The sequence below is a fragment of the Rhodopseudomonas sp. genome (assembly GCF_036404135.1).
GTDB lineage: Bacteria > Pseudomonadota > Alphaproteobacteria > Rhizobiales > Xanthobacteraceae > Rhodopseudomonas_A.
This window is the reverse complement of record NZ_DASWPE010000004.1, coordinates 1-18,327: the sequence shown is the minus strand read 5'-3', so window position 1 is coordinate 18,327 and position 18,327 is coordinate 1. Positions and strand designations below refer to the sequence as shown.

The window sequence follows — 18,327 nt, the reverse complement described above, 5'->3', positions numbered from 1 at the left end:
GGGACGGCTATCCATCGTCCAAACCTCCCGGCCCCATCACCTTCAAGCACGGCCTCGAACGCTTCTCCGCCATCGCCGCAGGATGGAGCCTCAGAGATGTGTGCATGCCTTAGTGCGCACGCAGGGACCCATCACCCCTGGCGGCAAATTTGCAAACAGGCCCATCATCACTGCTCAAAGGCGACTCCGCGCCGTATGGGTCCCTGCGTGCGCAGGGACGACTCGTTGAAATGCGGCGGTGACTTAACGACCGTGCGGCGCGCGGATGCGTCGGCAAAACTCACAGGATCACCCGTGACCAACACCAGCTCTGACGACGCCACGCTCAAATTCTATCGCGACAATGCGCCGGCCTATGCGCAGCGGCAGCCGCGCGGCACCGAGCAGATGACGCGGTTTCTGGCGGCCTTGCCGCCGGGCGGATCGATCCTCGAACTCGGCTGCGGCGCCGGCTACCAGGCGGCGCAGATGATTGCCGCCGGCTTCGACGTACATCCAACCGACGGCTCGCCGGAAATGGCCGCGCAGGCGGCGCAGCGGCTCGGCCGCGAAGTGAAAACCATGCTGTTCCACGAGCTCGACGCGGTCGCGGCTTATGACGGGGTGTGGGCCTATGCCTGCCTGCTGCACGTGCCGCGCGATGAGCTTTCGGCGGTGCTGGCACGGATCTGGCGCGCGCTGAAACCGGGCGGCTGGTGCTATGCGAGCTTCAAATCCGGCGAGGGCGAGGGCAGGGACAGGCTTTCGCGCTACTACAACTATCCGTCGGAACACTGGCTGCGCGCGCGTTACGCCGAGGCCGGGGCGTGGGCGTCGGTTGCAGTGGCGCACGACCAAGGCAAGGGTTTTGACGGCGAACTGGCGAGCTTCCTGCACGTCATGGCGCAGAAACCAGCGTAAGGCCGGCTTCACCGGATCGGCGAGGGCGCCGCGCCGGCGAGACAATCCGGTTGACGCTTGGCGCGCGGCATTCTTCAATGTTGGCGGCCGCCATCATCGAGAGGATCCCGCATGACCCCGACGCCCGTCGTCGTGCTGTTGACCGGCTCCGCGCTGCTCGGCCTCTATCTGCTGCTGTTGTATCTGCGCGGCGAGCGCAAGCAGGCGCTGGTGGCGCTGCATCTGTTGCTCGGCTTCGGCGGGCTGGAAACCTTGGTGATGCTGCTGCACGGCACCCCGGACGGCGCGTCGTTCGCAGCACCGGGCTCGTTCGCCAAGATCGCCGCCGGGCTGTTCGCGGTGTCGGCATTTTCCGGATTCATCGCCGCATTGGCGCGCCGCTCGCCGTTGGCGGCCAACGTCGTGCTCGGCACCCACGTCACCGTGGGGCTGGCCGGCGTCGCGCTGCTGCTGGCGGGGCTGTCCAGCCTGTAGCGGGCGCGGCCCGCAGGCGGCTCAGGCCACGCCGAGGCCCCTTCGCGCGGCGAAGAATTGCTCGACCTCGCGCGCCGTCTGCGGCGGCCCGAACAGCGGCCCTTGCACCTCGTTGCAGCCCTCGCGGCGCAGCAGCGCGAGCTGCTCGCCGGTTTCGACGCCGGTGGCGGAGGTGGCGACGCCGAGGCTCTTGCCGAAGCCGGTGATGGCGCGGACCAAGGTGCCGGCGTCGTCGCGATGGCCGATTTCTTGCACCAGGGAGTGGTCGATCTTGATCTGATCGAACGCAAAATTGCGCAGGTAGCCGAGCAGCGAATAGCCGGCGCCGAAATGGTCCATCGCGATCCGCACGCCGAGCGCTTGCAGCGCCCGCAGCGTCACCAGCGTCGCGGTGCTGTCGTGCAGGAACACCGATTCGGCGATCTCCAGTTCGAGCCGCGGCGCGGGCAGGCCGGACTCCGCCAGCGCCGCCGCCACCGCCCGCACCAGGTCGGGATGCCTGAATTGCGCCGGCGACAGATTGACCGCGATCCGGGCGTCGGTGTGCCAGCGCGCGGCGTCGGCGCAGGCGGTGCGCAGCACCCAGTCGCCGATCGGCACGATCAGCCCGTTCTCCTCGGCGAGCCGCAGGAACAGGCCCGGCAGCATGACGCCGCGCTGCGGGTGATTCCAGCGCAGCAGCGCCTCGAAGCAGGTGATGCGGTCGGCGGCGACGTCGTGCACCGCCTGATAGTCGACGGTGAATTCGGCACGGATGATGGCGTGGCGCAGATCGGCGCTGAGCAGGCGGCGGGCCTGGGCGTGGGCGTCCATGCCGATCTCGAAGAAGCGATAGGTGCCGCGGCCCTCGGCCTTGGCGCGGTACAGCGCCATGTCGGCCTCCTTGATCAGTTGTTCGGCGTCGCCGCCGCCGCCCGGCGCCACCGTGATGCCGACGCTGGTGCCGAGCCGCAACAGCCGCCCCTGGATCTCGAACGGCACCGCGATGGTTTCGACGATGCGGCTGGCCAGCGCCGCGGCATCGGAGTCCTGCTTGTGCAGGCCGATCTGCACGATGGCGAATTCGTCGCCGCCGATCCGCGCCACGGTGTCGCCGTCGCGCACGCAGTGCGCCAGCCGCCGCGCCATCTCCACCAGCACGCCGTCGCCGATCACATGTCCGAGGCTGTCGTTGATCTCCTTGAAGTGGTCGAGATCGACGTACAGCACCGCGAATCTGTCGCCGCTGCGCGAACTGGTCAGCACCCGCTGCAACGCCTCGTGGAATTTCGCGCGGTTCGGCAGGTTGGTCAGCGGATCGTGGTGCGCCAGATGCGCGATCTGGTCCTGCGCCTGGCGCCACTCGGTGATGTCTTCCAGCGTCGCCACCCAGCCGCCGCCCGACAGCGGCTGTTCGGTGATCCGCACCACCCTGCCGCTGGTCGAGTTCTCATCGATCTTGATGCTCGGCTTGCCGGCGCGGATGATCGCCAGAGTCTCGGAATACACCGCTTTGGGATCGCCCTTGAAGTCGCCGATCGCCTTGCGGCGTTCGAAGATCTCGAGCAGCGAGATGCCGCGCAGCGACTTCATCGGCAGCATCGCCATCTTGGCGAAGCGGCGGTTGAACACCGCGGCGCGGCCCTCGGCGTCGAACATGCAAAGCGCCTGCGGCATGTTCTCCAGCGCGACGTCGAGCAGCATTCTTTGCCGGGATAGCAGCGTATGAGCGTGACTGTCGCTGATCGCCGCCAGCAGGCAGATCGCGAACACCGCCAGCGCCACGCCGGCGACGCCGAGCGCCATCGTGGCGGAGGATAGCGCGGCGGCGCCGCTATCGGCCGGCGGCAGCACGAGGATGGCGGCCATCGCGGAGAAATGCAGCGCCAGCACCGCGACGGCGAGCAGACAAGCCGCGGCCAGCGCCCGACGGATGTTCTGCCGGGGCCCGATCGCCACCATCGCCAGACTGGCGAACGACACGCCGAGCGTCACCGAGGCCAGTACGCCGGCCGGCGACCACACGATCGGCTCAGTGGCATCGAGCGATTGAATGCCGGTGTAATGCATCGCCGCGATGCCAAGCCCGATGATCGCTCCGCCGGTCGCCCGCGCCGCGGTGGTGCGGCCGCGCAGCGTGACGCCGAGCCCGACGCCGGTGATCAGGATCGCCAGCAACAGCGAAAGAATCGTCGCCCCGACGTCATAGGTGGCGAGCCCCGACCGATCGAACGCCAGCATGCCGATGAAGTGCGTCGCCCAGATGCCGAAGCCGGCGGCGATCGCGGTGATTCCCAGCCACAACAGCCGGCCGCGGCCGCGCACCGTGCGGCAATGGTTGAACAGCCCGATACTGACCGTGCTGACAAACAGGCAGATTGTCGCCGTCAGCGCCAGAAGCCGCAGATCATGCTGGGCGGTGAGACAGATATAGACCTGATGCATACCCCCAGCACGAACGAGATTGTTTAATGTCCAGTGGAGGACGCAATGACCTCACGCGTCGTGCCTAACAATTGCCTGATCCCGCGGCCTCGTAATCCTACTAGCCGCGCGGCGCGCTGCACCGTGATCCAAGCGGTGCTACGCCAGCCGATCGGGCGCGGTCAGGCCGCCGCAATAGACCGCGTCGCGGCTTTCATGCTCAGACGATCTGGAAGATCCCCAGCGCCAGCACCGCCTGCGCGGCAAATCCGACCAGGAACGCCAGCGTTCGGGCGACCGGAATGCCGAGCGTGTAGACGATGGCGTGCACCAGCCGCGCCCAGAAATAGCTCGCCGCCGCCAGCACCGTCCATTTGCTGGAGTAATCGATGGCGTTGAGCACCAGCACCAGGGTTGCGAACACCACGAGATTTTCCGCGGCGTTCTCGTGCGCGAACATCATCCGGCTGGCCCAGGCGGCCTGCGGCTTGTCGCTGCGCGATGGATTGGCCGTGGCCCCCAATACCCCGCGCACCTGCACCCGGTTGAGAATGTAGGGCAGCCACATCACCCCGGTCAGCATCGCCGTCAGCGTCAGCCAGAACAGTTCGCGCGTCATCGGCAGAATCCTTTCAGAGACATGGGTGCGTGGGTATTCAATAGGATGTAGTCAATTCGAAGTCATTCCGGGGCGCGCGCCCGCAGGGCAAGCGAACCCGGAATCTCGCTCCGCGTCTGGTTGCGCCTCTGGGTGATTGAACCCGGTGGCAAGATTCCGGGTTCGCTCGGGCTTCGCCCTCGCGCCCCGGAATGACGGCTGCCGCTGGAGATGCCGCTCGACCGACTCGGTCAGGCCCGCACACGGACGTAGCTGCCCGGCGCGTCCTCGAGCGGCGGCCGCGCCGCGCTGCCGACGCTGCGCGCCCGGACTTCCTCGGGGTCGATGCCGGCCAGCCATTGCCGCCAGTCCGGCCACCACGAGCCCTTGTGCTCCTGGGCGTCCTTGATCCATTCGGCGACCGTCGAGGCCTTGCTGCTATCGTTGGTCCAGTACTGGTACTTGCCCGACGCCGGCGGGTTGACCACACCGGCGATGTGGCCGGAGCCGGACAACACGTATTTCACCGGCCCGCCGAAGAATTGCGAGCCGTACAGCACGGATTCCGCCGGCGCGATGTGATCCTCGCGGGTCGCGAGGTTGTAGATCGGCACCTTGATCTTGGAGAGATCGAGCAGGGTGTTGTCGAGCACCATGGTGCCGGCCGACAGCCGGTTGTCGAGATAGCAGTTGCGCAAATAATAGGAATGGTTCGCCGCCGGCATCCGCGTCGAGTCGGAATTCCAGTGTAACAGGTCGAACGCCGAGGGCGGCTGACCCTTCAGATAGTTGCTGACCACATAGGACCAGATCAGGTCGTTGGAGCGCAGCATATTAAACGCCATCGCCATCTTCGAGCCTTCCAGCACGCCGTTGGCCTGCATCTCGCGCTCCAGCGCGGCGATCTGCTCCTCGTCGACGAACACCAGAAGGTCGCCGGCGTGGGTGAAGTCGACCTGCGCGGTCAACAGCGTCGCCGAGGTGACGCGGACCCGGCGCTTCTCGGCGAGCCAGGCCAGCGTCGCCGCGAGCAGGGTGCCACCGACGCAATAGCCGATGGTGTGCACCTTCATCTCGCCAGTGACCTGCTCGATGACGTCCATCGCGGTCAGCGGCCCCTGTTTCATGTAGTCGTCGAAGGTCTTGTGGCCGAGGCTCCGGTCGGGATTAACCCAGGAGATCACGAACACCGTGAGGCCCTGGTCGACGCACCATTTGATGAAAGACTTTTCCGGCTTCAGATCCAGGATGTAGTATTTGTTGATCCACGGCGGCACGATCAAGAGCGGCGTGCGCAGCACGTTCTCGGTGGTCGGGTGATACTGGATCAGTTGCATCAGTTCGTTCTGGAAGATCACCTTGCCGGGCGTCGTCGCCATGTTGACGCCGACCTCGAGATTGCCCGGGTCGGACTGCCTGATCCGCAACTGGCCGCCTCCGGCGGCGATGTCCTCCGCCAGCATGGTCATGCCGCGCACCAGATTGTCGGCGTTTGACGACAGCGTCTGCCGCAGCACTTCCGGATTGGTCAGCACGAAATTCGACGGCGCCAGCGCGTTGGTGATCTGCTGGATGTAGAATTCGGCCTTCTTCCGGGTATGCGGGTCGATGTCTTCGGCGTCGCGCACCAGCTGATAGGCCCATTGCGTGGTCAGCAGATAGGCCTGCACCAGGAAATCGTAGAATGGGCTGGACTTCCATTCCGGGGCGGCGAACCGCTTGTCGCGCGGCGGCACTTCGATGGCGGGGGCGGCGTCCTCATTGGCCATCCGCCGCATCGCCGCACCCCACAGATCGAGATAGGACTTGCCGAGCTTGGTCTGGATCTGCGCGGCGCGTTCCTTGTCGGACAGCCAGTAGTTGGCGACCGTCGACAGCGTCTTCACCACCTCGGTGATTTCCGGCGGCGGCTTGTCGAGCGGCTCGGCGTTGTCGCGCGGCTTCAGATAGCTGGCGAGCGCCTTGCCGCTGCTCTCCATGGCGCGCGCCAGATTGAGCGCAAACGCCTCCGGGTCAAAGCTCGGGGCCGCCTTGGTTTCGGTGATCATCTCACTCATTCGCGCCACTCTAAGATCCGTCTCACGATCCCATCACGGTTTGCCACCGCCTGCAGCGATGATGGCACAATTCGGTTAATGTCGCTGATTTCTATGTATTGCACTGCGACAAAAAAGCTCGGTTCGAGCCATATTGGCGACCCAGTGTCGCGCTTTGTTGACCTCGAAATAATCGCCTGGAGGTTGGATGGTTGCGGGTCTGGACTGGCGTCGGCGCCTGAAAGGGTGGCCCCGTTGCGACGACGGATCGCGCCACGGCGGCGGTTGCAGTCGGCACCGCGCATCGTATAATTTCCGTCTGGACTCTTGCCGCTTCGATGCTATTGCCGCGCCATGCGAGGGGATGTGACAAGTTCAGAACCGATCGATGCGCGCCGCAGCAGGCGCTGCCGCGCCGCCGCCGTGGCGCTGCTGCTGGTCGGGCTAGGGGCCGGGCTGTCCCTCGGCGGTTGCTCGATTCCGGTCTCCGACATGCCGCTGCTCGGCGCCAGCGACGACAAGGACAAGGATTCCAACGGCTATCTCGCGGTCAACGCGTTGCCGGCGGGGCGCGAGGAGAAGGCCCTGGAACCCGGCGAGCGCACCAAGCTGGAGGGCGAATTGATCGCCGCCCGCGAGCGGCAGACCGCCGCCGCAGCGGCGGCCGCAACCGCCGGCTCCGTCACCGCCAATGCCGCGCCGGCGATCGCGAAATAGCGCCGACACCGCTGGCGTCGGCCGGTCGCCGTGCTAGGATCGCGCCGGTCCGGCTGCGCCTGGTCACGCTCGCGACGCATGCCAGCCACGCCGCTCAACTTGCGCCAAATCGTGAAAACAGCGCGATTCTTCACGCGAATCGGATTCCCCTTCGGGTAAGAACGCGCTATCGATCCTGCCGCCAAGGTTCGGGAGTCACGACTATGGAAGAATTTTACCGCATCCGCCGTTTGCCGCCCTATGTGTTCGAACAGGTCAATCGGGCCAAGGCCGCTGCGCGCAACGCCGGTGCGGACATTATCGACCTCGGAATGGGCAATCCCGACCTGCCGGCGCCGGCCCATGTCATTGAAAAGCTTAAAGAGACCCTCGGCAAGCCGCGCACCGACCGCTATTCGGCGTCGCGCGGCATCACCGGCCTGCGCAAGGCCCAGGCCGCCTATTACGACCGCCGCTTCGGAGTGAAGCTCAATCCCGACACCCAGGTGGTGGCGACGCTCGGCTCCAAAGAAGGCTTCGCCAATGTGGCGCAGGCGATCACCTCGCCCGGCGACGTCGTGCTGGTGCCGAATCCGAGCTATCCGATCCACGCCTTCGGCTTCCTGATGGCCGGCGGCGTGGTCCGCTCGGTGCCCTCGGAGCCGACGCCGGACTTCTTCGCCGCCGCCGAGCGCGCGATCATTCATTCCATTCCGAAGCCGATTGCGCTGATCGCCTGCTATCCGTCGAACCCGACTGCCTATGTGGCGAGCCTGGATTTCTACAAGGACCTGGTGGCGTTCGCGAAGAAGCACGAGATTTATATTCTGTCGGACCTCGCTTACGCCGAAGTGTATTTCGACGATGCCAACCCGCCGCCCTCGGTGCTGCAGGTGCCGGGCGCGATGGACGTCACCGTCGAATTCACCTCGATGTCGAAGACCTTTTCGATGGCCGGCTGGCGGATGGGCTTTGCGGTCGGCAATGAGCGCATCATCGCAGCCTTGGCGCGGGTGAAGTCCTATCTGGATTACGGCGCCTTCACCCCGGTGCAGGTCGCCGCCACCGCGGCGTTGAACGGTCCCGACGACTGCATCAAGGAGATGCGCGATACCTACCGCAAGCGCCGCGACGCGCTGGTGGAGAGTTTCGGCCGCGCCGGCTGGGAGATCCCGCCGCCGCAGGCCTCGATGTTCGCCTGGGCGCCGCTGCCGCCGGCGTTCAAGGACGTCGGCTCGATGCAGTTCGCCACCTTGATGGTGGAGAAGTCGGGCGTCGTGGTGTCGCCGGGCGTGGCGTTCGGCGAGCACGGCGAGGGCTTCGTGCGCATCGCCATGGTGGAAAACGAGCAGCGGATCCGGCAGGCCGCCCGCGGCGTGCGCCGCTTCCTTGAAACCGGCATTGAAACGTTGCACAACGTCGTTCCACTCGCCACCCGGCGATAGGCATGATCCCGAAACGGACCGCCTCGGGCTTGCCCCGGGGACGCGCCGGCTCCGGACCGTCATGCCCAATGAAATGTGCTCCGGCAGGTTGATCGCGTCATGGTCGCTCCCCTGAAACTGGGTATCGCGGGGCTCGGCACCGTTGGTGCCGAGCTGTTCCGTCTGATCGCGCGGCAAGACAAGGTCTTGGCGGCGCGCTGCGGCCGCTCGGTGCGCGTGGTGGCGGTCACCGCCCGCTCCAAGGCCAAGAAGCGCGGCATCGACCTGCGCGGCGTGGCCTGGGCGAAATCGCCGCTGGCGCTGGCCACCGACCCCGAAATCGACTGCTTCGTGGAATTGATCGGCGGCGCCGACGAGCCGGCGCTGTCGGCGATCGAGGCGGCGCTCGGGCTCGGCAAATCCGTGGTCACCGCCAACAAGGCCTTGATCGCCAAGCACGGGCTGCGGCTGGCGGCGCTGGCCGAGCAGCACGGCGGCGCGCTGAACTATGAGGCCGCGGTCGGCGCCGCGATCCCGGTGATCAAGACGCTGCGCGAAGGCCTCGCCGGCACCGGCATCAACCGCATCTACGGCATCCTCAACGGCACCTGCAATTACATCCTGACCCGCATGGAGCAGGAGGGGCTGTCGTTCGACGCCTGTCTGAAGGACGCGCAACGGCTCGGCTATGCCGAGGCCAATCCGTCGTTCGACGTCGACGGCCACGACACCGCGCAGAAACTGTCGATCCTGGCCAGCCTCGCCTTCGGCACCAAGGTCGCGCAGGCCGCGGTGTATGTCGAAGGCATTTCCTCGATCGCCCCGGAAGACCTCGCCGCCGCCGCCGAACTCGGCTACCGGGTCAAGCTGCTCGGCGTCGCGGTGCGCACCAAGACCGGCATCGAGCAGCGCGTGCATCCGACCATGGTGCCGCGGAGTTCGTCGATCGCCCAGGTGATGGGCGTCACCAATGCGGTGACCATCGATGGCGACGGGCTGAGCCCGATCACGCTGGTCGGCCCGGGCGCCGGCGCCGAAGCCACCGCCTCGGCGGTGATCGCCGATATCGCCGACGTCGCCCGCGGCATCCGCGCGCTGCCATTCGGCCGGCCGATCGCCAAGCTCGGCACCACCCGCAAGGCGCCGATGGAGCGCCACGAGGGCGGCTACTACATCCGGCTGATGGCGCGCGACCTCACCGGCACCGCGGCGACCATCGCGACCAGGCTGGCGGAGCAGGGCATCTCGATCGAATCCATCGTGCAGCGCCATCCCAACGGCAACCGCGACGGCGGCAGCCACAAGACATCATCGCCGGTGCCGGTGATCCTGATCACTTACGCGACCACCGAGGACGCGGTGCGCCGCGCGCTCGCCGCGGTGCAGCGCGACAAGGTGATCAGCGGTCGGCCGCAGGTCATCCGAATTGAGAAGAATTAGTCTCTCGCGGCCATTCTCCATTCAGGATCATGGGCCGGACCGACGTTTGAGGAGTTGAGCCGATGTCGACGATTATTTCCGTTCCGCCGCAGCTGTTGCTGGAGCGGATTCTCACCCTGGAGATCGTGCGGGTGACCGAACGCGCCGCTGTGTCGGCGGCGCGGTTGCGCGGCCACGGCCAGGAAAAGGCCGCCGATCAGGCCGCGGTCGACGCGATGCGCCGCGAACTCAACCGCATTCCGATCGAGGGCACCGTGGTGATCGGCGAGGGCGAACGCGACGAAGCGCCGATGCTGTTCATCGGCGAAAAGGTCGGCATCAACGCCGGGCCGAAGGTCGACATCGCGGTCGATCCGTTGGAAGGCACCACGCTGTGCGCCAAGAACATGCCGGGCGCGATCGCCACCATGGCGATGGCCGAAGGCGGCACGCTGTTGCACGCCCCCGACGTCTACATGCAGAAGATCGCGATCGGGCCGGGCTATGACAAGCACCTGATCGATATCGACGCCACGCCGGAAGAAAATATCCGCCGCGTCGCCCAGGCCAAGGGCGTGCCGACCTCCGGCATCACCGCCTTGGTGCTCGACCGCGCCCGCCATGCCGAACTGATCGCGGCGATCCGCAAGACCGGCGCCTCGGTGCGGCTGATCACCGACGGCGACGTCGCCGGCGTGATTCACACCGCCGACCCGGACAACACCGGCGTCGATATCTATATCGGCACCGGCGGCGCGCCGGAAGGCGTGCTGGCTGCCGCTGCGCTGCGCTGCATCGGCGGCCAGATGTACACCAGGCTCATCCTCGACACCCATGAGAAGCGCAACCGCGCGGAATCGATGGGCGTCAGCGATCCGAACAAGATCTACGCGATCGAGGACATGGCGCAGGGCGACTGCCTGTTCGCCGCCACCGGCGTCACCGACGGCTCGCTGTTGTCCGGCGTCAAGTTCCGCAAGGACAATGTGATCCAGACCGAGACCGTGGTGATGCGCTCGGTCACCGGCACGGTGCGCTACATCAAGGCCGATCACCGCCAGCTCGACAAATTCCACCTCGATTGAACGAGCCGCAGCTAACAAGAAACTCACACATCGATCCGCGGGAGAGCGTCATGACCACCAAAGCTGATACTCCCGCGGTGAAGGCGCTACTGTTCGACATCTTCGGCACCGTGGTGGATTGGCGCGGCAGCCTGATCGCCGACCTCACGCAATGGTCGGCGAAGCGCGGCCTCAGCGCCGACTGGACCACGCTGGTCGACGCCTGGCGGCAGGCCTATGTGCCGTCGATGAACGAGGTGCGCAAGAATCCGGAGCGCGGCTTCGTCATCCTCGACACGCTGCACCGGCAGTCGCTGGAGCGGCTGGTGGCCGAGTTCGGCATCCAGGGCCTCAGCGACGCCGATTTGCATTACATGACGATGGGCTGGCGGCGGCTGAAGCCGTGGTCGGACGTGGTCGAAGGCCTGACCCGGCTGAAGCGCAACTACATCCTGTCGCCGCTGTCGAACGGCAATGTCGCGCTGCTCACCAATCTTGCGAAAACCGCCGGGCTGCCGTTCGACCTGATCATCGGCGGCGACATCTCGCGGCATTACAAGCCCGATCCGGAGACCTATCTCGGCGCCGCCAAGCTGCTCTGCCTCGCGCCCGGGGAGGTGATGCTGGTCGCCGCGCACAACAATGATCTTGCGGCGGCGCAGGCGTTGGGGCTGAAGACCGGCTTCGTGGCGCGCCCCACCGAATACGGCCCGCTGCAGGTGCGCGACTTCGAGCCCAATGGCGCCTGGGACGTCGTGGCGCGGGATTTCGGCGAACTGGCCGCGCGGCTGGGCTGCTGAGCGGGCCGGCCCCGCGGCGCGCTACCCTGGCGCATCCACCATATCTTGCTTAAATGTCGCTCGGCAGCCGCAAAACCTTGGCCATTTGGGCCGGATATGATATTGGCCTGCCTGCTTCCGACCGCCCCAGACAGCCGCCCGCATTGGTCCCGCCTCATTGGCTAAGGGATTGCGGCAGTGGAGACATTTCGCCATGAGCTCATCCGCCAAATCCTCAGCCAGCAGCGCTTCCGCCCCCGACTCGTTCTTTTCCGCCTCGATCGCCGAGACCGATCCGGAGATCGCCGCGGCGATCAAAGGCGAGCTCGGCCGGCAGCGCCACGAGATCGAGTTGATCGCCTCGGAGAACATCGTCAGCCGCGCGGTGATGGAAGCCCAGGGCTCGGTGATGACCAACAAATACGCCGAGGGCTATCCCGGCCACCGCTATTACGGCGGCTGCGAATTCGTCGACGTCGCTGAAAACCTGGCGATCGAGCGCGCCAAGAAGCTGTTCGGCGCCGGCTTTGCCAATGTGCAGCCGAATTCCGGCAGCCAGATGAACCAGGCGGTGTTTTTGGCGCTGTTGCAGCCGGGCGATACCTTCATGGGTCTCGATCTCGCCGCCGGCGGCCATCTGACCCACGGTTCCTCGGTCAACATGTCCGGCAAATGGTTCAAGCCGGTGCATTACACGGTGCGCCGCGAGGACGGCATCATCGACATGGACGAGGTTGCCAAGATCGCCGAGGCCAACAGGCCGAAGCTGATCATCGCCGGCGGCTCGGCCTATTCGCGGGCCTGGGATTTCAAGCGGTTCCGCGAGATCGCAGACCACGTCGGGGCCTATTTCATGGTCGACATGGCGCATTTCGCCGGTCTGGTCGCCGGCGGCGTGCATGCCAATCCGGTGCCGCACGCCCATGTCGTCACCACCACCACGCACAAGTCGCTGCGCGGCCCGCGCGGCGGCCTGATCCTGACCAATGACGAGGCGCTGGCCAAGAAGTTCAACTCGGCGATCTTCCCCGGGCTGCAGGGCGGCCCGCTAATGCACGTCATCGCCGCGAAGGCCGTGGCGTTCAAGGAAGCGCTGCAGCCCGACTTCAAGGTCTACGCGAAGAACGTTGTCGAAAATGCCAAGGCGCTTGCGGAAACCCTGCGCGGCCACGGCTTCGACATCGTCTCCGGCGGGACCGACAACCACCTCATGCTGGTCGACCTGCGGCCGAAGAGCCTGAAGGGCAACGTCTCGGAGAAGGCGCTGGTCCGCGCCGGCATCACCTGCAACAAGAACGGCATTCCCTACGATCCGGAAAAGCCGTTCGTGACGTCGGGCATTCGGCTCGGCACTCCGGCGGCGACCACCCGCGGCTTCGGCGTCGCCGAGTTCCAGCAGGTCGGCGGCATGATCGCCGAGGTGCTGAACGCCATCGCGCAGTCCGAAGACGGCACCGCGCCCTTGGTCGAGGCCGCCGTCAAGGCGCGGGTCAAAGAGCTTACCGATCGCTTCCCGATCTACCAGTAAGGGTCTCTGACTCTTGAAGGACTCCGCATGCGCTGTCCGAGCTGCAGCTCTCTCGACACCCAGGTCAAGGACTCCCGTCCGACCGAAGACTCCGCCGTCATTCGCAGGCGGCGGGTCTGCATGGCCTGCAACTTCCGCTTCACCACCTTCGAGCGGGTGCAGCTGCGCGAGCTGACGGTGATCAAGCGCAACGGCCGAAGGGTGCCGTTCGACCGCGACAAGCTGGTGCGCTCGGTGCAGATCTCCTTGCGCAAGCGCCCGGTGGAGCCGGAAAAGGTCGAGAAGATGGTCTCGGCGATTGTCCGCGAATTGGAAAGCGCCGGCGAGGCGGAAATCTCCTCGGAGGCGATCGGCGAGATCGTGATGGAGCATCTGCGCAAGCTCGACGACGTCGCTTATGTCCGCTTCGCCTCGGTGTATCGCAATTTCCGCGAGGCCAAGGACTTTGAAGCCGTGCTCGGCGAATTGTCCGGCGACGAGATGGCGCGGCTGGCCGCGCTGCGGCTGAAATGATCTTCCGCATCCTGGAAGATCAAGTCGCCGACAAGATCCATCAGGCGAAGGCGTCCGATCTGCGCTTCATGAAATTGGCGCTGATGCTCGGCCGCCGCGGTCTCGGCCGCACCGCGCCCAATCCGGCGGTCGGCGCGGTGATCGTGAACGACGGTTTGATCGTCGGCCGCGGCTGGACCCAGCCCGGTGGCAGGCCGCATGCCGAGGTCGAGGCGCTCGGCCGCGCCGGGGCCGCGGCGCGCGGCGCCACGCTTTATGTGACGCTGGAGCCGTGCTCGCATCACGGCAAGACCCCGCCTTGTGCCGACGCATTGATCGCCGCCGGCATTGCCCGCGTGGTCTCCGCCATCGAGGACCCCAATCCGCAGGTGGCCGGGCAGGGCCATGCCCGGCTGCGCGCCGCCGGCATCCGGGTCGATGTCGGGCTGTGCGGGGCGGAAGCCGCGCACGATCATGCCGGGCATATCCGCCGGGTCCGCGACGGCCGGCCACATGTGATCCTGAAACTCGCGGTCTCCTCCGACGACAAGATCGCGGCGACCGCGGGCCGGCCAACCGCGATCACCGGCGAGGCGGCGCGGGCGCGGGTGCATCTGTTGCGCGCGCAATGCGACGCCATCCTGATCGGCATCCGCACCGCGTTGGCCGACGATCCGCTGCTGACCTGCCGGCTGCCCGGCATGGAACAGCGCTCGCCGATCCGGGTGGTGCTCGACCGCGCGCTGCGGCTGCCCGGCGACAGCAAGCTGGTGCATTCCGCCCGCCGCACGCCGCTGTGGCTGCTGGCCTCCGAAGTGGCCGAAGCCGCGGCCGCGGCCAAGCTCGGCGCCGCGGGCGCGCAGATCATTCATGTCGCGGATTGCGCGGCGACGCCGGGGCTGGATCTGCCCGCGGCACTGCGGGCTTTGGCCGAGCGCGGCATCACCCGGCTTCTGGTCGAAGGCGGCGCCCGGGTCGCTTCGTCGTTGGTCGCGGCGGGTCTGGTCGACGAGGTCTGGCTGCTGCGCGGCGCACGACCGATCGGCGAGGGCGGGGTCGCCGCGCTCGACGGCCTGCCGCTGACGGCGATCACCGACTCCCCGGGCTTCAAAATTCGCGCCAGCGACACGCTGGGCCCCGATTCCCTCACCATCTACGAGCGCAGCTAATGTTCACCGGCATCATCACCGACATGGGCGAGATCACGGCGCTGACGCCGACCGCGCAGGGCAGCCTGCACCGGCTGCGGATCGCCTGCAGCTACGACCGCGCCAGCATCGCCGACGGCGCCTCGATCGCCGCCAACGGCATCTGCCTCACCGTGGTCGGCACCGGGGTCGAGAACGGCCGGACCTGGTATGAGGTCGACGCCGGCGCCGAAACGTTGGCCGTGACCTCCGCCAAGCACTGGCGGGTCGGCACGCGTCTGAACCTCGAGCGCGCGCTGAAGATCGGCGACGAACTCGGCGGCCACATCGTCACCGGCCATGTCGACGGCATCACCACCGTGGTCAGCCGCGAAGACCTCACCGAGATGGCGCGGTTCGAATTGACCGCGCCGCGCGAATTGGCGCGGTTCATCGCCGCCAAGGGTTCGGTGACGCTGGACGGCGTGTCGCTGACCGTCAACAGCGCGGTCGACACCACGTTTTCAGTCTTGATCATTCCGCACACGCTGGAGGTCACCACGCTGTCGGGATGGCAGACGGGCAGCGCCATCAACCTCGAAATCGACCTGATGGCGCGTTACGCGGCAAGGCTCGCGGAAATGAAATAGCGGCTTGGCCTTGGCTTTGGCCGTTGCTGCGCCTAAAACCCGTGCGCAATTCACATTCATGACGGATCCACGATGGCGGACGCGCGACGCGCTCAGTTGCAGGACCAGACCGACGTTTCCGGCGCCCGCGCGCTGATCGTCGAAGCGCGGTTCTACGACGATATCCAGGACGCGCTGCTGGAAGGCGCACTGGCCGAACTCAAGGCGGCCGGCGTCGGTCATGACATCCTCACCGTGCCGGGCGCGTTGGAAATTCCCGCCGCGATCGCCATCGCGCTCGATGCCGCGCAAGCCCACGGCAAGCCTTACGACGCGGCGATTGCGCTCGGCTGCGTGGTGCGCGGCGACACCATCCATTTCGAGATCGTCTCGATGGAATCGTCGCGGGCGCTGATGGATCTCGCGGTGGCGCGGAAATTTCCGCTCGGCAACGGCATCATCACCGTGAACACCGACGAACAGGCCTGGGCGCGCGCGCGGGCCTCCGAACTCAACAAGGGCGGCGACGCGGCGCGGGCGGCGCTGGCGATGCTGCGGATCAAACGCCGTCTGGCGCGGAGCTGAACGGCATCATGGCCGAAATCAAGAAGACCATCGACAAGAAGCAAGCGCCGAAGGGCGAGAAGAAGGCCAACCGCCGCGGCGCGGCGCGGCTCGCCGCGGTGCAGGCGTTGTACCAGATGGACGTCGGCGGCGCCGGCCTCAACGACATCTTCGCCGAGTTCGAAAGCCATTGGCTCGGCAACGAGGTCGAGGGCGATCAGTATCTGCCGGCCGAGCAGGCGTTCTTCCAGGATGTGGTGGCAGGCGTGGTGCGCGACCAGGCCAGGCTCGATCCGTTGATCGACGTCGCCTTGGCTAAAGGCTGGCCGCTGGCGCGGATCGACGCGATTCTGCGCGCGGTGATGCGGGCAGGGGCCTATGAGCTCGAGCACCGCAAGGACGTGCCGGCCCGCGTCGTGGTCTCGGAATATGTCGACGTCGCCAACGCCTTCGTCGAGGGCGAGGAGACCGGCATGGTCAACGCGGTGCTCGACCAGATCGCGCGGCAGTTTCGCGCCGAGGAGTTTTCACGCGGGTAGGTCGGGAGTCGTCCTCCTGATAAGCCGCGCTTGCAGCGAGTGCTGAATCGTCATCCTGAGGTGCGAAGCCGCGCAAGCGGCGAGCCTCGAAGGATGCGGCGACAGGATTCGCGGCGCATCCTTCGAGACGCCCGGCTTCGCCCTGACGGGCTCGCCTGGGCTCCTCAGGATGACGGGGAGTGTGTGGTGAAGCAGTGAAGTGAGTCGTCATCCTGAGGCGCGAAGCCGCGCAAGCGGCGAGCCTCGAAGGATGCGGCAACAGGGTTTTGCGGCGCATCCTTCGAGACGCCCGGCTTCGCCCTGACGGGCTCGCCGGGCTCCTCAGGATGACGGGGTGTGTGTGGCGGCCCAGGGCTGTGCTGCGGTGAGGGACAGGATGACGGCGGCGATGGATGGCAACGCATGGCTTCCGGTGAAGACGACCTGATCGCGCGCTATTTCAAGCCGCTGGCACGCGACGCCGGCGCGTTCGATCTCGGCGACGACTGCGCGGTCCTGACATCCTCGGCCGACGATCTGGTGCTGACAACCGACGCCATCGTCGAGGGCGTGCATTTTTTGCCCGACGATCCGCCCGAAACCATCGCCCGCAAGGCGCTGCGGGTCAACCTGTCGGATCTCGCCGCCAAGGGCGCCACGCCCGCCGGCTTCCTGCTGACGTTGGCGCTGCGCAGCGCCGAGGATGCCTGGCTCGCGCCGTTCGCCAAAGCACTCGACGCCGATGCGACCGCGTTCGGCTGTCCGCTGCTCGGCGGCGATACCGTCTCGACGCCGGGGCCGCTGATGATCTCGGTGACCGCGTTCGGCCGGGTGCCGGCGGGCGGCATGGTGCGCCGCGCCGGCGCCAGGCCGGGCGATCACGTCGTGGTCTCCGGCACGATCGGCGACGCCGCGCTCGGCCTCGACATTCTCAAGGGCGGGCCGGCGGCCGGCGCGGCCTTCGGCGAGGCCCGCGTCGCCTTGGTGCAGCGTTACCGCGAGCCGCAGCCGCGCAGCGCGCTGGCGCAGGCGGTCCGCGACCACGCCTCGGCCGCGATGGACGTCTCCGACGGTTTGGCCGGCGATCTGGCCAAGCTCTGCGCGGTCTCCGGGGTTTCGGCCGCGATCGAGGCCGCGGCGATTCCATTATCCGACGCCGCCCGCGCGGTGCTGGGGGCCGGCGCCGGACGAATCGAGCAGTTGATTGCCTGCGGCGACGATTACGAGATTCTCTGCACCGTGCCGCAGGCCAGGCTGCCCGCATTTTGTGCCGATGCCGGCCGCGCCGGCGTCATGGTGACAACGATCGGCCGGATCACCGAAGGCCATGCGGTTCCGCAATTCAGCGACGCGCAGCGCCGCCCGATCGCGCTGTCGGCCTTGTCCTACAGCCACTTCTAGCCGCCACGGCCGCGCCCCGTCGATCGAGTGTTGCGAAATTCATTCCAAAAATAAACATTTATGACCTTCGCAGCGTTGCACCGCGGGTGCGATTTTGGCATGGTCCCCGCCGATTTGAGGCCGCCCTTTAAGCGGAGCGAGCCTTGTTTTTGTGCGTCCTCCGCTCCCGCGGTCCAGGACGCGGGGCAAGTCCAAGGACCTGAGGCAAAATCAATGACAGCATTATGGGTGATTGTGCTCTGCGGGGCGCTTTCCATTGTCTACGCCATCTGGGC

General features: G+C 66.7%; 17 protein-coding genes. 14 read left to right on the top strand and 3 right to left on the bottom strand.

The annotated features are described in order from the left end of the window. Positions 1 to 294: 294 nt before the first annotated feature. Positions 295 to 900 (top strand): class I SAM-dependent methyltransferase, encoded by a 606-nt coding sequence (locus tag VGC77_RS00550; protein WP_331169629.1) that lies wholly within the window; start codon positions 295 to 297, stop codon positions 898 to 900. A 111-nt stretch (positions 901 to 1,011) separates the two neighbouring features. Then, the gene (locus tag VGC77_RS00545; RefSeq protein WP_331169628.1) at positions 1,012 to 1,374 is read left to right on the top strand and encodes a hypothetical protein; all 363 of its coding nucleotides are present in this window, start codon (positions 1,012 to 1,014) and stop codon (positions 1,372 to 1,374) included. Positions 1,375 to 1,395: 21 nt separating this feature from the next. Here VGC77_RS00545 and VGC77_RS00540 read toward each other — a convergent pair whose 3' ends face one another. The 3 genes from VGC77_RS00540 to VGC77_RS00530 form a co-directional block, all read right to left on the bottom strand. After that, complete coding sequence (locus VGC77_RS00540) at positions 1,396 to 3,798, bottom strand: bifunctional diguanylate cyclase/phosphodiesterase (protein WP_331169627.1); 2,403 nt, start codon at positions 3,796 to 3,798, stop codon at positions 1,396 to 1,398. A 199-nt stretch (positions 3,799 to 3,997) separates the two neighbouring features. Further along, a complete protein-coding gene (locus VGC77_RS00535; protein ID WP_331169626.1) occupies positions 3,998 to 4,396 on the bottom strand; it encodes an MAPEG family protein in 399 nt (132 codons plus the stop codon). Positions 4,397 to 4,626: 230 nt separating this feature from the next. Beyond that, positions 4,627 to 6,432, bottom strand: a complete 1,806-nt coding sequence (locus tag VGC77_RS00530; protein ID WP_331169625.1) for a class I poly(R)-hydroxyalkanoic acid synthase — start codon at positions 6,430 to 6,432, stop codon at positions 4,627 to 4,629. Between the two features lie 345 nt (positions 6,433 to 6,777). Between VGC77_RS00530 and VGC77_RS00525 the strand changes: the two genes are divergently transcribed. From VGC77_RS00525 to thiL, 12 genes are all read left to right on the top strand, one after another. After that, positions 6,778 to 7,128 carry a transposase gene (locus tag VGC77_RS00525; RefSeq protein WP_331169624.1) on the top strand — a complete coding sequence of 117 codons (351 nt, stop codon included), beginning with the start codon at positions 6,778 to 6,780 and terminating at the stop codon, positions 7,126 to 7,128. A gap of 203 nt (positions 7,129 to 7,331) precedes the next feature. Further along, on the top strand, positions 7,332 to 8,552 hold the full coding sequence (locus VGC77_RS00520; protein ID WP_331169623.1) for an LL-diaminopimelate aminotransferase: 1,221 nt from the start codon (positions 7,332 to 7,334) through the stop codon (positions 8,550 to 8,552). Between the two features lie 99 nt (positions 8,553 to 8,651). Then, complete coding sequence (locus VGC77_RS00515) at positions 8,652 to 9,971, top strand: homoserine dehydrogenase (RefSeq protein ID WP_331169622.1); 1,320 nt, start codon at positions 8,652 to 8,654, stop codon at positions 9,969 to 9,971. Positions 9,972 to 10,033: 62 nt separating this feature from the next. After that, a complete protein-coding gene (gene glpX, locus VGC77_RS00510) occupies positions 10,034 to 11,035 on the top strand; it encodes a class II fructose-bisphosphatase (protein WP_331169621.1) in 1,002 nt (333 codons plus the stop codon). A gap of 50 nt (positions 11,036 to 11,085) precedes the next feature. Further along, on the top strand, positions 11,086 to 11,814 hold the full coding sequence (locus VGC77_RS00505; protein ID WP_331169620.1) for a haloacid dehalogenase type II: 729 nt from the start codon (positions 11,086 to 11,088) through the stop codon (positions 11,812 to 11,814). A 193-nt stretch (positions 11,815 to 12,007) separates the two neighbouring features. Beyond that, the gene (glyA, locus tag VGC77_RS00500; protein WP_331169619.1) at positions 12,008 to 13,321 is read left to right on the top strand and encodes a serine hydroxymethyltransferase; all 1,314 of its coding nucleotides are present in this window, start codon (positions 12,008 to 12,010) and stop codon (positions 13,319 to 13,321) included. Between the two features lie 27 nt (positions 13,322 to 13,348). After that, positions 13,349 to 13,834, top strand: coding sequence for a transcriptional regulator NrdR (gene nrdR, locus VGC77_RS00495; RefSeq protein WP_011473106.1), 486 nt, complete (start codon positions 13,349 to 13,351; stop codon positions 13,832 to 13,834). Beyond that, positions 13,831 to 14,982 (top strand): bifunctional diaminohydroxyphosphoribosylaminopyrimidine deaminase/5-amino-6-(5-phosphoribosylamino)uracil reductase RibD, encoded by a 1,152-nt coding sequence (ribD, locus tag VGC77_RS00490; protein ID WP_331169618.1) that lies wholly within the window; start codon positions 13,831 to 13,833, stop codon positions 14,980 to 14,982. Before nrdR ends, ribD begins: the two co-directional genes overlap by 4 nt. Further along, positions 14,982 to 15,590 (top strand): riboflavin synthase, encoded by a 609-nt coding sequence (locus tag VGC77_RS00485; RefSeq protein WP_331169617.1) that lies wholly within the window; start codon positions 14,982 to 14,984, stop codon positions 15,588 to 15,590. Before ribD ends, VGC77_RS00485 begins: the two co-directional genes overlap by 1 nt. Positions 15,591 to 15,662: 72 nt before the next feature. After that, entirely contained in the window at positions 15,663 to 16,154 is a 492-nt protein-coding gene (gene ribH / locus VGC77_RS00480) for a 6,7-dimethyl-8-ribityllumazine synthase (RefSeq protein ID WP_331169616.1), read from the top strand. Positions 16,155 to 16,162: 8 nt separating this feature from the next. Continuing rightward, positions 16,163 to 16,672, top strand: coding sequence for a transcription antitermination factor NusB (gene nusB / locus VGC77_RS00475; protein WP_331169615.1), 510 nt, complete (start codon positions 16,163 to 16,165; stop codon positions 16,670 to 16,672). Between the two features lie 402 nt (positions 16,673 to 17,074). Next, positions 17,075 to 18,052, top strand: coding sequence for a thiamine-phosphate kinase (gene thiL / locus VGC77_RS00470; protein WP_331169614.1), 978 nt, complete (start codon positions 17,075 to 17,077; stop codon positions 18,050 to 18,052). Positions 18,053 to 18,327 lie beyond the last annotated feature (275 nt).

Excerpts from the sequence above, each read along its gene's own strand:
- nusB (WP_331169615.1), top strand. The coding sequence starts at position 16,163 with ATGGCCGAAATCAAGAAGACCATCGACAAGAAGCAAGCGCCGAAGGGC.
- glyA (WP_331169619.1), top strand. The coding sequence starts at position 12,008 with ATGAGCTCATCCGCCAAATCCTCAGCCAGCAGCGCTTCCGCCCCCGAC.
- VGC77_RS00515 (WP_331169622.1), top strand. The coding sequence starts at position 8,652 with ATGGTCGCTCCCCTGAAACTGGGTATCGCGGGGCTCGGCACCGTTGGT.
- VGC77_RS00545 (WP_331169628.1), top strand. The coding sequence starts at position 1,012 with ATGACCCCGACGCCCGTCGTCGTGCTGTTGACCGGCTCCGCGCTGCTC.
- ribD (WP_331169618.1), top strand. The coding sequence starts at position 13,831 with ATGATCTTCCGCATCCTGGAAGATCAAGTCGCCGACAAGATCCATCAG.
- nrdR (WP_011473106.1), top strand. The coding sequence starts at position 13,349 with ATGCGCTGTCCGAGCTGCAGCTCTCTCGACACCCAGGTCAAGGACTCC.
- glpX (WP_331169621.1), top strand. The coding sequence starts at position 10,034 with ATGTCGACGATTATTTCCGTTCCGCCGCAGCTGTTGCTGGAGCGGATT.
- VGC77_RS00540 (WP_331169627.1), bottom strand. The coding sequence starts at position 3,798 with ATGCATCAGGTCTATATCTGTCTCACCGCCCAGCATGATCTGCGGCTT.
- VGC77_RS00535 (WP_331169626.1), bottom strand. The coding sequence starts at position 4,396 with ATGACGCGCGAACTGTTCTGGCTGACGCTGACGGCGATGCTGACCGGG.
- ribH (WP_331169616.1), top strand. The coding sequence starts at position 15,663 with ATGGCGGACGCGCGACGCGCTCAGTTGCAGGACCAGACCGACGTTTCC.
- VGC77_RS00520 (WP_331169623.1), top strand. The coding sequence starts at position 7,332 with ATGGAAGAATTTTACCGCATCCGCCGTTTGCCGCCCTATGTGTTCGAA.
- VGC77_RS00505 (WP_331169620.1), top strand. The coding sequence starts at position 11,086 with ATGACCACCAAAGCTGATACTCCCGCGGTGAAGGCGCTACTGTTCGAC.
- VGC77_RS00530 (WP_331169625.1), bottom strand. The coding sequence starts at position 6,432 with ATGAGTGAGATGATCACCGAAACCAAGGCGGCCCCGAGCTTTGACCCG.
- thiL (WP_331169614.1), top strand. The coding sequence starts at position 17,075 with ATGGCTTCCGGTGAAGACGACCTGATCGCGCGCTATTTCAAGCCGCTG.
- VGC77_RS00485 (WP_331169617.1), top strand. The coding sequence starts at position 14,982 with ATGTTCACCGGCATCATCACCGACATGGGCGAGATCACGGCGCTGACG.